A 14,032-nucleotide genomic window follows, 5' to 3' on the forward strand; every position below is an offset into this window, starting at 1 on the left:
TCTATTTAATAATTATAAGGGAAACTTAATGGTTCATCCAGCAATTCTACCCGATTCACTTCTAAGTTAACGGTTGTTTCTTGAATTCCATTGCCATCGGGGCTTTCGAGCATCATTATAAGTAATACTCTATGAGCAAATGGTTGGCTCTCCAGGTCTTTAAATTCAGGATAAAATGCCGAAATCTTGCCAGGGTGGGAGCGGGAGGTAGTTTCCATGGAAGTGACTTTCCCATGGCTTACATCCACCTTGGAATGGTACTGTATATAATCCCTCATTTGGTCCAATTCAAAATTCTGCCCAATCCGAAGTAACCGGTCGCGATAGCTGAATTCATGGGGAATATTGGCAAAAAGGATGTTTTGGAACAGTTCCAAGGAAAGCTTGATGCCATATTTCTCCTCAAACTCCTCATAGGAAAGGTCCACCGAGTTGCCGTTTATGCGGTCTTTGAGACGGATTTCCTCACGGGTAATCAAGCCTCTGGCAGCTTCAATGCCTAGGCCTGGGGTGATGCTAAACCAAAGTGCACTATCTTTTTTGGCGCGCAAATTCATGGTGCCACGGGTCGTTTTACCGTTTGGCTCTTCCAGCACGATTCTGGCTCGGGCGCTCAAATACTCGTATTCTAAATATTCCGGGTTAAACTCTTCCATGATCTCGTCGGAGGAGTACAGCACCGGTCTTTTGGCACAACCAAAGGTCAGCAAAATCCCGGCTATCAAGACCAATCCTGAAAGCTTATTCATAATATTGCTTGTTCTTGATTTTTTGGGCCAATAATTCGGTCACTTCTTCCTTGCCTTCTGCTTTTTTCCAATATTTCAGGGCTTCTGATTTCTGGCCCAACTGATAGAGGATGTCTCCATAATGCTCGTACATGATGCCACTAGGGGAATCATCAGCCGCTAAGGCTTTTTCCATGTAGTTTTTGGCCTGGTCAAACTCCTCTAGCTGGAAAAGAACCCAGGCATGGGTATCCAAGTAGGTGGAATTGTCCGGGAATTTCCTGACCAGCTTCTCTGACATCTGCTTGGCCTTATCCAGTTTTGACTTGGAAAGGGAAAGGAAGTAGGCGTAATTATTTAAAATATGCTCATCATTGGGGTTGATCTCCAATCCTTTGTCATAAAATTCATAGGCTTTTTCCTGCTCACCCAAGCTGTGGTAAGTATCCCCCAGTTGGCCATAAATGAGTTGAGAAAGCTGTTTGTTTCTGCCTCGGTTCAACTTGTCAGCCTGCTCTAGGCTTTCTTTAGCTTCCTCATGTTTTTTCTGTGCCGCCTTAGCCGTACCATCAAAAAACCAGAACTCAGCCCTGTCAGAAAATTCATCCACCCCGATTTCTGTATATTTTTCGATAGCTTCGAAATCCTGGTCCATTTCAAACTTCAGAGTAATGACACTTTGTAGCGCATGGGCATTGTCCGGCTTGATGGAAATGGACTGCTGGTAATATTGAAGAGCTTTTTCATTATTGCCGGCAAACAGCTCACGGTCCCCCAATACGGTCTGCACATCGGCATCATTGGGGTGCAGGCTGACCATATGGCCTTCCAGCTCCTGGAGAAGCTGCTCTCTGTCATCAGTTCTAAATTCCTGCATGAGCTCGGCAAAAGCTTTCGCTTTCACTTCTCCTTCCAACTCAGGACTCTCAAACGCTGTTCGCAGGTATTCATTGGCTTTTTCCCGCTCTCCTCTTTCCTTATAAAGGGTAAAGGCTGCCATTTGAAGTTCGGGCTGTTGGGGGTAAGTTTCCAAAGATTCTTCAACCAATGCCAAGGCCTCATTTCCTTTGCCGTTGTTGAAAAGGATTTCTACCAGCGCCAAAACGTAGGAGCTGTTGCCCGGGTGGGCTTCAATTAGTTTTTCTCCTTCCTCAATGGCTTTATTGAGGTTGTTTTTCCTCAGATAAATACGCTGCTTTTGCACTGTAAGCTGCTCGACCACCCCATAATATTCCTCGGCTTGGTCCAATGCGGACAAAGCATTGTCGAAATCCTGTGCTGTCAGGTATAGGGAGGCAAGCTCAAGTATGTAGTGCTGATTGTCATCAGAGCTGTCCATCAAGCCCTGTAAAACCTCTGCGGCTTGGGCAGGCTTGTTTTTCTTTTTATAAACTTCCGCAATCAGCAGATTATAATATTTGTTTCCGGGATCCAGTTCAATGGCTTCTTTTCCAAGTTCAAGCGCCTTGTCGGTGTCATTTGCACGGGCCAGGATTTCAGCCATCTTGAATTTGATAGCAGGCTCATTCGGTTTTAGCTCTTGGGCTTTGCCAAAATAGAAATAGGCCTTGTCGTACTCCTCCAGCATCATATAGCGCTGTCCTTCTACAAACAGGCGGTCACCTTTGACATTTTTGTCTAACTCCTTACGCTCTTTGCGGCTCAGTTTTTCTTGGGCAAAAGTGTCTCCAACCCCTAAAAAACAGGCGATGCTGAGGGTCAAAACGGCTTTTGAAATGTTATTCTGGAATAAGTTCATATGCAATAATTGGCCGAGGCTGGATGCTGGAATGCCTCCTGTCCTTTTCGGTTACAAATTTAGTACCTTTTTGGTTCAGTTTTGATTAGGAGGCACTCTGTTAAAGTTTTATAACATTTATCCCTTGCCGGTGCTGCCGTAGCCCCCAGCACCTCTTTCGGTATCGGAAAGAATTTCGGCCGCTTCCCACTTGATCTGCTCGTGTTTGGCCACCACCATCTGGGCGATACGCTCCCCATTTTGAACGGTAAAATCTTCATTGGACAAATTGACCAGCAAAACCTTCACTTCACCTCTGTAGTCTGCATCAATGGTACCTGGAGTGTTGAGGACTGTCAACCCGTGTTTGTAGGCCAGACCGCTTCTAGGTCTGATTTGGGCCTCATACCCGGCCGGTAATTCGATAAACAATCCGGTGCCGATCAGTTGTCTTTCCAAAGGCTTTATCGTTACCGGAGTTGCAAGATGCGCCCTTAGATCCAGTCCTGCGGAAAGCTCGGTCTGGTATTGGGGTAAGTCATGACCGGAATTGTTGATTACTTTTATGATCATCGGTTTATTTCTTTAAGTTTTTAACGATTAAATATAATTCCTTTTTTTCCAAAAGGGCAACCATTACCAAAAACAGGAGGATAAATGAGTTTTGAGCCAAGAACGTCAGAATAAAATTGTCAAAACTGAGGTAGAAACCAGCGTAACTCAAAATAATGGCGACCACTATATAAGTCAGGTCTCTACCGGTTTGGTAGGGGATAGGGTAGTACTTCTGACCAAAATAATAACAGACCACCGTCATGGAAAGATAACAGGCAAGCGTGCTCAGTGCCCCGCCCATAAAACCAAGCACGGGAACTGCCAAAACGATCACTAACACCGTTATAATAGCCCCAAGCATAGTTATGTAAAAGCTGTATTTGGTTTGGTCAGTCAGCTTAAACCATATACTGAGATTATAATAGATGCCCAGGAAGAGGTAACCCACCAGCAGCACAGGTACGATATCCAAGGCGATCATATATCCTTCGCCACGTAATATCATGGGGCCAATCCAATTGAGGTTAACCGCCACGGCAATCATCAGGGTGGTGCAGAAAATCACAAACCAATGCATGACTTTGGCAAAGAGGGCTGGACTGTTTTTGTCCTGGGATTGGTTGAAAAAGAAGGGTTCAGCGGCAAACTTGAACGCCTGGATGATCAGGTTCATAAAGATGGCAAGCTTAAACGTGGCCCCGAAAATACCGCCCGCTTCTCTGGGAGAAAGATGCGGATATAAATCATCTGGAAGAACATATTCAAACAGTAACCTGGAGAAAACCTCATTAGTAACTCCTGCCAGACCCATGAATAAAAGAGGGACCGCATAGTGCCACATAGGTTGCAAGATTTCCTTTTCAAAGCGAAGTCTGAATCTCCCGATTATGAAGAGCATCAAAGGTACCACTAGGGCGTTGGCCAAAAGGTTGGCCAGCAAAATATATTCAATGCCTTTATCTGGACTGTAGTATTTGGCTACCACCGGCTGAAGTTGGGGCAAGAGGTCTCCGGTGAAAACGTGGTAGGAAAATACTATAAGCAGCAGGTTGAACCCAACGTTTAAGCCGATATTGAAAAGCTTGATCAGAGCAAAGGTCAATGCGCGGTTTTCGGCTCTTAGTTTGGCAAAAGGAATGGCCAGTACCGCATCAATGGTAAGGATCAGGGCCACCCATTGGAACAAATATCCCTGCCCGGGATAATCCATCAGGTTGGCAATGTAGTCGGCTGATAAAAACAACAGTGCTCCCAGCGATAGGGAGGTGGTCAGGATCAGTGACTGCACATTGGAGAAAACCCGGTTTGGGTCAAGTCCTTTTCCGGTAGAAAACCTGAAATAGGAAGTCTCCATGCCATAGGTGAAGATGATATTCAGAAAAGCTATGGCAGCATAAATGTTGGTAAAAGCCCCCACGTCCTCCTTTGGGAGGTAAGCGGTATAGATGGGGATAAGGAAAAAGTTGATAACCTTGCCCAGAATGCTGCTGATCCCGTACACGGCCGTCTGGCCTGCTAGCTTTTTCAGTTGACTCATGGGCCAAAAATAAAAAAAGGGGACTTACTCCCCTTTGAATTCTGGTTTTCTTTTATCCAAAAAGGCGGAAGTGCCTTCTGCAAAATCATCCGATTTGACGCATCTCGCAAAGCTGTTAGCCTCGATGAGGTAGCCGTCCTCTTCATTGCTGTAGACGGCATTCACGCAGTCCACAATCATCCCGATGGCCAAAGGAGCCTTTTCCATGATTTTGCCCAAAAGAGCTTCGGCTTTTTGGATGGCTTCTTCCTTGTTGGTAGCCACATGGTTTACCAAGCCTAAGGTGCGGGCTTCTTCAGCGCCAATCATGTCACCGGTCATCATCAGCTCGTTGGCTTTTCCTCTTCCGATTAGGATGGTAAGTCTCTGCGTGCCACCATATCCCGGGATAATACCCAGATTTACTTCAGGTTGGCCAAATTTGGCATTGGCAGTGGCGATTCTCATATGGCAGGCCATGGCTAGTTCACATCCGCCGCCTAGTGCAAAACCGTTTACCACGGCGATGACAGGCTTGTGGCAGGATTCGATCATCTGGAAGATTTCCTGGCCGTTTTCGGCAAACTTGCGGGCGTTTACCTCGCTGAGTTCGGCGATCTCGCTGATGTCAGCACCAGCCACAAAAGCTTTCTCACCGGCTCCGGTGATGATCACGGCTTTGATGTCGCGGTTGTCGTTGACCTCGTCAAAAATGTTTTTGATTTCATCAAGGGTGTCAAAATTTAAAGCGTTAAGCTTTGATTCCCTCTGTATGGTTATAAAAAGTATCCCACCTTTATTCTCGGTGTGGACGTTTGTAGATTCAGCCATTAGTCGTTTTTAATGTTGAGCTTCAAATATACAAGTACGTAAGGCAATCACAAAGCAAACAAACCAAAAATGATTGCCAAAACCATTATTGTCTTGATTTTTATTAGCTTAAAAACCAACCTAATTAATAGGTGGAGTGTTGCTAAATTATGATAGGTGGCTCCTGAAGTCTGCCTTTTTTTTCTATTTTTGTGTAACTCAAAATAAATCGATAACCAAATACATATATATGTCTTCTAAAAGAAAAATAACCGTAGCCTACGGAGATGGTATTGGACCAGAGATTATGAAAGCCACCCTCAACATCCTTGAGGCAGCCGGCGCTCAAATTGAAACTGATGTCATTGAAATTGGTGAGCAGGTTTATTTGAAAGGGATTAGCTCAGGCATGGAGCCGAGTGCTTTTGAATCTCTAAAGGAAACAAAGATTTTTCTAAAAGCCCCGATTACTACCCCACAAGGTGGTGGTTTCAAGAGTTTGAACGTTACCACTAGAACCTCTTTCGGACTTTTTGCCAATGTGAGACCATGTAAGGCCTATTCTCCTTACATCAAAACGCATTACCCAAAAACTGATTTGGTGATCATCCGTGAAAATGAGGAAGATCTATACTCTGGGATTGAGCACCGCCAGACTCAGGAAGTGGTGCAAAGCTTGAAGCTTATCTCCAGACCGGGTTCTGAGAAAATCATCCGATATGCATTTGAATATGCAAAAAAATACGGACGTAAGAAGGTGACCTGTATGACCAAGGACAACATCATGAAGTTGGCCGACGGTCTTTTCCACAAAACTTTCAATGAAGTAGCCAAGGAGTACCCAGACATCGAAACAGATCATAAAATCATTGATATCGGGTCAGCCCTGATTGCTGAAAGACCTGAAATGTTTGACGTAATCGTTACTCTCAACCTATACGGTGATATCATTTCTGATATTGCCGCTCAGGTGACTGGATCGGTAGGTCTTGGGGGTTCTGCTAACGTAGGCGAGGAAGTGGCGATGTTTGAGGCAATCCATGGTTCTGCTCCTGATATAGCAGGAAAGGATATGGCTAATCCGTCTGGATTGCTGAATGGTGCCATCATGATGTTGGTGCACATTGGACAGCCGGATGTGGCTGAGAAGATTGCCAATGCTTGGATGAGAACTTTGGAGGACGGTATCCATACCGGCGATATTTATCAAGAAGGTCTTTCTTCCAAGAAGGCCGGAACGCAGGAATTTGCTCAGGCTATCATCGATAGGTTGGGGCAAAAGCCACAAAATATGGCTGAGGTTGCATTTGACAAGTCTGCGACAGAACCTATGAACATCAAAGTGACCAAGAAAGATAAGGCCAAAAAAGAGCTTATTGGCGTGGATGTCTTTGTGGAGTGGGATGAGGAAGGCAGAGATCCAAATGCACTTGGTGACAAACTTAGAAAAGCCGATGCCGATGGTTTGAAACTACAATTGATTACCAATAGAGGCGTAAAAGTTTATCCTGGAGGAATGAAAGAGACTTTTTGCACCGATCATTGGAGATGTAGATTCTTGACTTCCAATCAGGATGCAGTAACGCACACCCAGATTTTGGATTTGTTGAAGCAGGTAGAAGGGCTTGGTTTTGACTTTATTAAAACTGAAAACCTCTATACTTTTGATGGGGAGAGAGCATATTCTCTTTCTCAGGGAGAGTAAGGTTTTCAAAATCAATACTAAAGCCGGAAGCAATTCCGGCTTTTTTTGTTTAGTTGGGTTCAATTGGGTTTAGTTTTTGTAATGAAAATGTACTGAAATCAATAAAAATTTACGCATGAATAAGATTGTATATTTATTTGCATTGGTAGGGTTGATTTTCACCGCCTGCAACAATGATGATGAAGTGCCAGCCGGAGTGACCATAGAAGGGGAATGGAGGATTGCCAGAATCGATTATCAAGGATTTCCTGCTGATTTTGATGAGGAGGATGAGGAATTCTGGGAGACCACCTATGTTTTTGGTGCGGACAACCGCTTTACCAAAATATCCGGCCGTGCGGGTTTTACCGGTGAAGCCAGTGGGACCTACAGCAGAACCCAGCCTAACCCTGAATTGGATCTTGATGAGGTAGAGGGTTATTACTCCTTGAGTTTTGAAGTTGGGGGAGAAACCGTTGAGTCCTGTGGCAGCCAGACAGGGGAAAGCTTTACCTTGATGCATACAGGAGAATTAATAAATGAATTGGCGCCCTGCGACGGACCCAATCTCTATTACACCAAAGTAAATTAAAAAAGGGAGGTTAATCCTCCCTTACTTTTTCAACTACCTCTTCGGCAAGGTCCACCATGTCAAATTCATTCGGAAAATTCCTGTTGGTAAGGATGATGACGCTGAGGTTTTTTGCGGGAATTCTATAGAAAATGTTTCTGAAACTTGTGCTGCTTCCTGTGTGGTACATCACTTTTTCTCCTTCCCAGTTTTTAATATGCCAGCCTAAACCGTAATTAATTTCTTTTTCGTTATTCAATTTGCCCTGGGTGAAGGTTTGCTCGATCAGTTCTTTGGACAAAACGGTTCCCTCGTATAATGCCTGGTCCCATTTCAACAAATCCTCAACATTGGAGTAAATTCCTCCATCACCCAGCACAGCGCTGGTGCTGCTTTGGTCTCTTTTTGTCCAATTCCCGTCCTTTTTGTCATAGCCGTAAGCTCGGTTGAATACTTCATTTTCGCCTCTAACATAGGCTAAGGTGTTACTCATGTCCAGGGGCTGAAATATATTCTTTTCCAAATAATCGGGAAAGCTCATTTCGCTGTATTTTTCCACAATAAGCGCTAATAAGGCATAACCGGTATTACTATAACGATACTCTTCTCCGGCAAGGAAATATACTTTTTCCTGTTGTCTGATCAGATCCAGTACGCCATCGTCCATAATTTGGTGGTTCATTGCTGTATCCGGAACGAACTCCTCATAATCCCAAAGCCCTGAAGTGTGGTTGAGCAGGTGGTAGATTTTGATGTTTTTCCCATAGTCCGGAAAATCCTCAAAGACCTCATCCAGCGTCCATGACAAGTTGACTTTATCCTGATCAGCCAATTGCAGGATAGCTGTTGTGGTAAATTGTTTTGATATGGAGGCCAGTCTAAAGTTGGTTTTGGAATCTACCTTTTGGCCCAACTCCAGGTTGGCCAGGCCAAAGCCCTCTTGGTATATAAACTCCCCTTCTTTGATGATGGCAACAGAGGCTCCGGGATGCTCACCCTGATAGTCTTCGAAGATTTTTTCAAGGGCAGAATGGTCTTGTGCAAATGATGAGCTGGCGGCAAATAGTGTGAAAAGCAATAGGGTGTAAAATTTCATGATCGTTTTTTGAAAAGTTTGTGTAAAATAGCCATAAGCTAAGTCAAAAAAAAACTCCCCAACATTTCTGCTGGGGAGTTTCATTAATTCGGTCTCCCGGTTTCGGTTCACGGTCTTCCGTATCCCGTCTTCTATTAGCTCATTTGCTTAGCCATTCTGTTTCTCTCATTCTCATCCAAATAGATTTTTCTCATACGGATGGTTTTTGGAGTGATTTCAAGGTACTCATCCTTTTGGATGTATTCCATGGCCTCTTCCAAAGAGAATTTCTTAGCAGGCGCGATCTTGGTGTTGTCATCAGAACCAGAAGCTCTCATGTTTGTCAATTTCTTACCTTTTTGTACGTTTACCACGATGTCATTGTCACGGCTGTGCTCTCCGATAACCTGACCGCCGTAAAGCTCTTCTCCTGGATCCACGAAGAATACACCTCTATCCTGAAGTTTGTCAATAGCATAAGCAGTACACTGTCCACCTTCCATAGAGATGATAGAACCGTTTATTCTGCCTGGGATAGCACCTTTGAAAGGCTCGTAGGCTGAGAACCTGTGGTTCATGATCGCTTCTCCTTGAGTGGCTGTCAACACGTTGTTTCTCAATCCGATCAAACCTCTAGAAGGAATTCTGAATTCCAAGTGCTGAAGATCACCTTTTGGCTCCATGATCAAAAGTTCGCCTTTTCTCTGGGTAGCCAATTCGATCACTTTACCAGCAGTCGTCTCAGGTACATCCACTACCAAGGTTTCGATTGGCTCAAGTTTCTGACCGTCTTCTTCTTTGAAGATCACTTGAGGTTGTCCTACCTGAAGTTCGTAACCTTCTCTTCTCATCGTTTCGATCAAGACTGACAAGTGAAGAATACCTCTACCGTAAACCAAGAACTTGTCCTCGTTATCAGTAGGCTCAACTCTTAGGGCAAGGTTTTTCTCCATTTCCTTGAAAAGTCTATCTCTCAAGTGTCGGGAAGTTACGAATTTACCTTCTTTGCCGAAGAACGGAGAGTTGTTGATGGTAAACAACATGTTCATCGTAGGCTCATCGATGGAAATTCTTGGAAGCGGCTCAGGATTCTCCAATGCTGCAAGTGTATCTCCAATTTCGAAATCTTCAATACCTGTCACCGCACAGATGTCACCGGCATTTACTTCAGTTACTTTATGTTTTCCAAGACCTTCGAATACGTGAAGTTCTTTTACTTTTACTTTCTTGATGCTGCCGTCAGCTTTGCAAAGGGAGATTTGTGCGCCTTCAGTGATGGTGCCTCTCTTAACTCTACCGATGGCAATTCTACCTACGAAGTTGGAGTAATCCAAGGAAGTGATCTGCATCTGAAGGGAACCTTCTTCGATTTTTGGCTCAGGGATGTGCTCGATGATGGCATCCAATAGGGGAAGGATTGAATCTGTCTGTGTTTTCCAGTCAGGGCCCATCCAGTTGTTTTTCGCAGAACCATACATGGTTACGAAATCCAATTGCTCTTCAGTTGCGTCCAGGTTGAACATCAAGTCGAATACAGACTCGTGTACTTCGTCAGGACGGCAGTTTTCTTTATCCACCTTGTTTACCACTACGATAGGGGTAAGGCCAAGGTCAAGGGCTTTGCCCAATACGAATCTTGTCTGCGGCATTGGACCTTCAAAGGCATCCACCAAAAGGATTACCCCGTCGGCCATTTTCAATACACGCTCCACTTCACCACCGAAATCGGCGTGACCTGGGGTGTCAATGATGTTGATTTTATGGTCTTTGTAACGAACAGATACGTTTTTGGAAAGGATGGTGATTCCTCTTTCTCTTTCCAAGTCATTGTTATCTAGGATCAGATCGTCAAACTGTTGGTTCTCACGAAAGATTTTTGAGGCATGGATGATTTTATCAACCAAGGTAGTTTTTCCGTGGTCAACGTGTGCGATTATCGCGATGTTACGAATACTCTGCATGATAGGTTATTAAATTGAGGTGCAAAAGTAAGAAGAAAATTTCGATTAATTTAGTTCCTTACTTGTAAGTCAGCAGAATATATAGGTCTTTAGGATTAAAAATAATTCCATTGTTCAGGAAATTTGACCTTTAAGTGTGCGTTTTTGCTAGCTCTGGGGCAAAAAAAAGAGGTTCGGCTTTTTGGCCGAACCTAGTAAATGATAACAGAAATTTAATTTCAAACCCTGTACTTCTCAGTCTTTTCCTCCATGGAAACCCCGCTGTCTTTGCGTGCATGGATTCGGTAGAATATCAGTACCTCGTCGGCACCGCCGTTGAAGACTGCCTGCTGAGCATAAAGGGCCACTTCCATAAGTTTTTCCTGTGGGCCTTCCATCACCGTTTCGAAGGGTGTCACCTCATATTTCACTCCTGATTCCTGGATTACCTCGATAGCTTTTTCTACAAGGTCATATGATTCCTGTGTCTTACTTTTGGGAATAATCTGCAACCCAAGATTAATAGTTTCCATAATTATAGTTGTGTGGTTTTCTTTATATAAATGTTTGAGGTGGTTTGCTGTAATAAGGCAAATTTAACAATTATTTTGCCAAGTACCTCTTTAATGCTATTCGTTGTACTGGCTCATTGTCATGTTTATTCCGATGGTGCAGAAGCCCTTGACCATTTCGGCGGCTTTATCCATATAGATGGGCAATTCCTCGATCTCCTGCTGGGTCCATCTGCCCAAGACGTAATCTGCCTGCCGGCCCTTTGGAAAATCATCACCTATGCCGAATTTCAGCCTGGCGTAGTTCTGCCCTCCTGTCAGCTCTTCTATGCTTTTGAGACCATTGTGGCCGGCTGATGAGCCTTTGGCGCGCATCCTCAATTTGCCGTAAGGAAGGGCCACATCATCCACGATGACCAGCACGTTTTCCTTGGAGATATTGAGCTCTTTCATCCAGTAATTGACAGCCTTCCCACTGAGGTTCATGTAAGTGGTTGGTTTGATCAAATGGATGTGGCGGCCTTTGAATTTGAAATCAGCCGTGAAGGCCAGCCTGTTGCTCGACCAGGAAGCCCCTTCCTTATCGGCAATCCTGTCCACGGTCAGAAAACCCACATTATGTCTGGTCAATTCATATTCCGGCCCAATATTGCCCAGGCCTACGATTAGGTATTTCATAAATAAAAGATATGGACAGAAGACGGGAGACCGAAGACGGAGTAAGTTTCGGTCTTCCGTCTCCGCTCTTCAGTCTTTTCATTAACAAAAAATCCTGCCTCGGCGAAGAGGCAGGATTTCAAATGGTATTTATAAAGAATTAAGCTTCAGCTTCAGCTTTCTTACCTCTTAGCGCTCTTGGGATACCGATCGTAGCGATAGATACGTTAGGGCTGGTAGTGATTTCGAAACCTTCAACTTTAACTTCTCCAACTTTAACAGACTTACCTAGGTCTAGGTGGGAAATGTTTACTGGAATATAGTCAGGAAGATCTTTAGCGAAACCTTTAACCGTAACCGTTCTAGCTTTCAATTCCAACTTACCACCTTTCATGATACCTGGAGAAGAGCCTTCGATTTTTACTGGGATATCCATCTTGATGGCTTTGTCATCGCTGAATGCCAAGAAATCAGCATGCAACAATACATCACTCACCGGGTGGTACTGAGCTTCTCTCAAGATAGCTTTTACTTTAGTCCCTTCGATGTTTAGGTCCACCATGTGAACGTCTGGAGTGTAGATCAAGTCCTTGAAAAGGATAGCAGGAGAGTGGAAGTGAATCTGCTCTTTGATACCTGGTCCGTAAACCACACATGGTACGCTTCCTTCTTCACGGATTTGAGTCAATTCCGACTTGTCGAGATTTGCTCTTTTAAACCCTATAATCTCTAATGATTTCATAATAGTTTGTTTAGATATATTTATTTAATAAGTTCTTAAATGAATAGAGAACTGATAGAAGTGTTGCCAGTCACCGCATGGATGGTTTTTGCAAATAGGTCTGCTACTGTCAATACTTTGATCTTTGAAGATTCCTGTCTTAATGGGATGGTGTCAGTGACGACCAATTCTTCCAATACTGAATTTTCAATGTTCTCGTAAGCCTTACCTGAAAGGACCCCGTGGGTTACCACAGCTCTTACCGATTTGGCTCCTTTTTCCATGATGATCTGTGCGGCTTTGCACATGGTGCCGGCTGTATCGATCAAGTCGTCCACTAGGACCACGTCTTTGCCCTCTACGTCACCGATTACCTGCATGGAGGCTACTTCGTTGGCTCTTTTTCTGTGCTTGTCACAGACTACCATTTCTACTTCAAAATGCTTGGCATAAGATCTAGCTCTTCCCACGCCTCCTACATCAGGAGCCGCGAAAATCAAGTCTTTCAACCCGAGATTTTTCAAATAGGGCACAAAGATAGCTGAACCGTTCAAATGATCCAAAGGAATGTCAAAAAATCCCTGTATCTGGCCAGCATGCAGGTCACAGGTGATGATTCTGTCCGCACCAGCTGATGTGATCATGTTGGCCACAAGTTTGGCTGCAATGGAAACTCTTGGCTTGTCTTTTCTGTCTTGACGGGCATAGCCGTAATAAGGTACTACAGCCACCACTTTATAGGCACTGGCCCTTTTGGCTGCGTCGATCATCAGGCAAAGCTCCATGATGTTGTCGGCAGAAGGCATAGTGGATTGGATCAAGAAAACAGTACAGCCTCTAACTGATTCGTCAAAGCTTGGGGAAAGCTCACCATCTGAGAATTTGGAGATAGTAAGTTTGCCTAAGTCTTTGCCGTACAGCTTGGCAATGTTTTCAGCAAGTTTGTGGGATTGGGTTCCGGAGAAGAGTTTGACCTCGGTCATGGTTTGAGTTTTTACGCGAGTTGATGTTTTTGTTAACGTGGTACAAATGTAACAAAAATTGGTTTTAATGGGAATTTAAATTCTACGTAAAGAATTTTGTTTGGGAGGCTCATTATAAAAAGGGACGCGGAGTTTCGCGGAGTCTAAAAAGGGGGTTTCGCGGAGTTTTAAATATTTATTCTTTGCACCCTCTGGTGCTCTGCGGTTAAAAAAAAGTCGTACTCAAAAAAAATCCGAAGCTGAAAATATCAACTTCGGATTGTACTGTTGACCCACTAGGGCTCGAACCTAGACTCTTCTGAACCAAAATCAGACGTGTTGCCAGTTACACCATGGGTCAGTAAATTTTGCGTTTCGGAGCGTTTTTCCTTAACGGTGACACAAATGTAGGGGGACTTTTCTTTTTATGCAAATCCTGCCAAAAACATTTTTCTGCCTAATCGCTTAAATTACTCGATTTCAGGGCAAAAAATTCCGATAATTTTTTCTTTAAAGAAAAACATTCCGAATCCTTACACAAACGGTAGCCACTAAACACCGAT

At 44.0% G+C, this 14,032-nt stretch carries 13 protein-coding genes and 1 tRNA gene; 2 read left to right on the plus strand and 12 right to left on the minus strand.

The window, feature by feature from the left end:
* Window positions 1–5: 5 nt before the first annotated feature.
* The 5 genes from KI659_RS02960 to KI659_RS02980 all read right to left on the minus strand — a co-directional run bounded on the left by KI659_RS02960 (window position 6) and on the right by KI659_RS02980 (window position 5,368).
* Window positions 6–749, minus strand: a complete 744-nt coding sequence (locus KI659_RS02960; RefSeq protein ID WP_213943836.1) for a DUF4292 domain-containing protein — start codon at window positions 747–749, stop codon at window positions 6–8.
* A complete protein-coding gene (locus tag KI659_RS02965; RefSeq protein WP_213943837.1) occupies window positions 742–2,487 on the minus strand; it encodes a tetratricopeptide repeat protein in 1,746 nt (581 codons plus the stop codon). Before KI659_RS02965 ends, KI659_RS02960 begins: the two co-directional genes overlap by 8 nt.
* A 117-nt stretch (window positions 2,488–2,604) precedes the next feature.
* Window positions 2,605–3,039 (minus strand): dUTP diphosphatase, encoded by a 435-nt coding sequence (gene dut, locus KI659_RS02970; protein WP_213943838.1) that lies wholly within the window; start codon window positions 3,037–3,039, stop codon window positions 2,605–2,607.
* Window positions 3,040–3,043: 4 nt separating this feature from the next.
* Window positions 3,044–4,558 (minus strand): lipopolysaccharide biosynthesis protein, encoded by a 1,515-nt coding sequence (locus KI659_RS02975; protein ID WP_213943839.1) that lies wholly within the window; start codon window positions 4,556–4,558, stop codon window positions 3,044–3,046.
* Between the two features lie 24 nt (window positions 4,559–4,582).
* Entirely contained in the window at window positions 4,583–5,368 is a 786-nt protein-coding gene (locus KI659_RS02980) for an enoyl-CoA hydratase/isomerase family protein (protein ID WP_213943840.1), read from the minus strand.
* A 229-nt stretch (window positions 5,369–5,597) separates the two neighbouring features.
* Between KI659_RS02980 and KI659_RS02985 the strand changes: the two genes are divergently transcribed.
* Entirely contained in the window at window positions 5,598–7,052 is a 1,455-nt protein-coding gene (locus tag KI659_RS02985) for an NADP-dependent isocitrate dehydrogenase (protein WP_213943841.1), read from the plus strand.
* Between the two features lie 115 nt (window positions 7,053–7,167).
* Window positions 7,168–7,623, plus strand: coding sequence for a hypothetical protein (locus KI659_RS02990; protein ID WP_213943842.1), 456 nt, complete (start codon window positions 7,168–7,170; stop codon window positions 7,621–7,623).
* A gap of 10 nt (window positions 7,624–7,633) precedes the next feature.
* On the opposite strand, the gene KI659_RS02995 is transcribed toward KI659_RS02990, so the two are convergent.
* The 7 genes from KI659_RS02995 to KI659_RS03025 form a co-directional block, all read right to left on the minus strand.
* Entirely contained in the window at window positions 7,634–8,698 is a 1,065-nt protein-coding gene (locus KI659_RS02995) for a serine hydrolase domain-containing protein (RefSeq protein ID WP_213943843.1), read from the minus strand.
* A gap of 134 nt (window positions 8,699–8,832) precedes the next feature.
* Window positions 8,833–10,638, minus strand: a complete 1,806-nt coding sequence (gene typA / locus KI659_RS03000) for a translational GTPase TypA (protein ID WP_213943844.1) — start codon at window positions 10,636–10,638, stop codon at window positions 8,833–8,835.
* Window positions 10,639–10,856: 218 nt separating this feature from the next.
* On the minus strand, window positions 10,857–11,150 hold the full coding sequence (locus KI659_RS03005; RefSeq protein WP_213943845.1) for a thiamine-binding protein: 294 nt from the start codon (window positions 11,148–11,150) through the stop codon (window positions 10,857–10,859).
* 96 nt (window positions 11,151–11,246) lie between these two features.
* On the minus strand, window positions 11,247–11,807 hold the full coding sequence (gene pth, locus KI659_RS03010; protein ID WP_213943846.1) for an aminoacyl-tRNA hydrolase: 561 nt from the start codon (window positions 11,805–11,807) through the stop codon (window positions 11,247–11,249).
* Between the two features lie 139 nt (window positions 11,808–11,946).
* The gene (locus KI659_RS03015; RefSeq protein WP_213943847.1) at window positions 11,947–12,528 is read right to left on the minus strand and encodes a 50S ribosomal protein L25/general stress protein Ctc; all 582 of its coding nucleotides are present in this window, start codon (window positions 12,526–12,528) and stop codon (window positions 11,947–11,949) included.
* A 35-nt stretch (window positions 12,529–12,563) separates the two neighbouring features.
* The gene (locus KI659_RS03020) at window positions 12,564–13,490 is read right to left on the minus strand and encodes a ribose-phosphate pyrophosphokinase (protein WP_213943848.1); all 927 of its coding nucleotides are present in this window, start codon (window positions 13,488–13,490) and stop codon (window positions 12,564–12,566) included.
* A 267-nt stretch (window positions 13,491–13,757) separates the two neighbouring features.
* Window positions 13,758–13,830: transfer RNA gene (locus KI659_RS03025), tRNA-Gln, on the minus strand.
* Window positions 13,831–14,032 lie beyond the last annotated feature (202 nt).

The organism is Litoribacter ruber (assembly GCF_018449405.1).
Lineage (GTDB): Bacteria > Bacteroidota > Bacteroidia > Cytophagales > Cyclobacteriaceae > Litoribacter > Litoribacter ruber.

Bases quoted from the DNA above. Each gene is read 5' to 3' on its own strand.
- KI659_RS02960 (WP_213943836.1), bottom strand. From the start codon at position 749: ATGAATAAGCTTTCAGGATTGGTCTTGATAGCCGGGATTTTGCTGACC.
- KI659_RS02965 (WP_213943837.1), bottom strand. From the start codon at position 2,487: ATGAACTTATTCCAGAATAACATTTCAAAAGCCGTTTTGACCCTCAGC.
- dut (WP_213943838.1), bottom strand. From the start codon at position 3,039: ATGATCATAAAAGTAATCAACAATTCCGGTCATGACTTACCCCAATAC.
- KI659_RS02975 (WP_213943839.1), bottom strand. From the start codon at position 4,558: ATGAGTCAACTGAAAAAGCTAGCAGGCCAGACGGCCGTGTACGGGATC.
- KI659_RS02980 (WP_213943840.1), bottom strand. From the start codon at position 5,368: ATGGCTGAATCTACAAACGTCCACACCGAGAATAAAGGTGGGATACTT.
- KI659_RS02985 (WP_213943841.1), top strand. From the start codon at position 5,598: ATGTCTTCTAAAAGAAAAATAACCGTAGCCTACGGAGATGGTATTGGA.
- KI659_RS02990 (WP_213943842.1), top strand. From the start codon at position 7,168: ATGAATAAGATTGTATATTTATTTGCATTGGTAGGGTTGATTTTCACC.
- KI659_RS02995 (WP_213943843.1), bottom strand. From the start codon at position 8,698: ATGAAATTTTACACCCTATTGCTTTTCACACTATTTGCCGCCAGCTCA.
- typA (WP_213943844.1), bottom strand. From the start codon at position 10,638: ATGCAGAGTATTCGTAACATCGCGATAATCGCACACGTTGACCACGGA.
- KI659_RS03005 (WP_213943845.1), bottom strand. From the start codon at position 11,150: ATGGAAACTATTAATCTTGGGTTGCAGATTATTCCCAAAAGTAAGACA.
- pth (WP_213943846.1), bottom strand. From the start codon at position 11,807: ATGAAATACCTAATCGTAGGCCTGGGCAATATTGGGCCGGAATATGAA.
- KI659_RS03015 (WP_213943847.1), bottom strand. From the start codon at position 12,528: ATGAAATCATTAGAGATTATAGGGTTTAAAAGAGCAAATCTCGACAAG.
- KI659_RS03020 (WP_213943848.1), bottom strand. From the start codon at position 13,490: ATGACCGAGGTCAAACTCTTCTCCGGAACCCAATCCCACAAACTTGCT.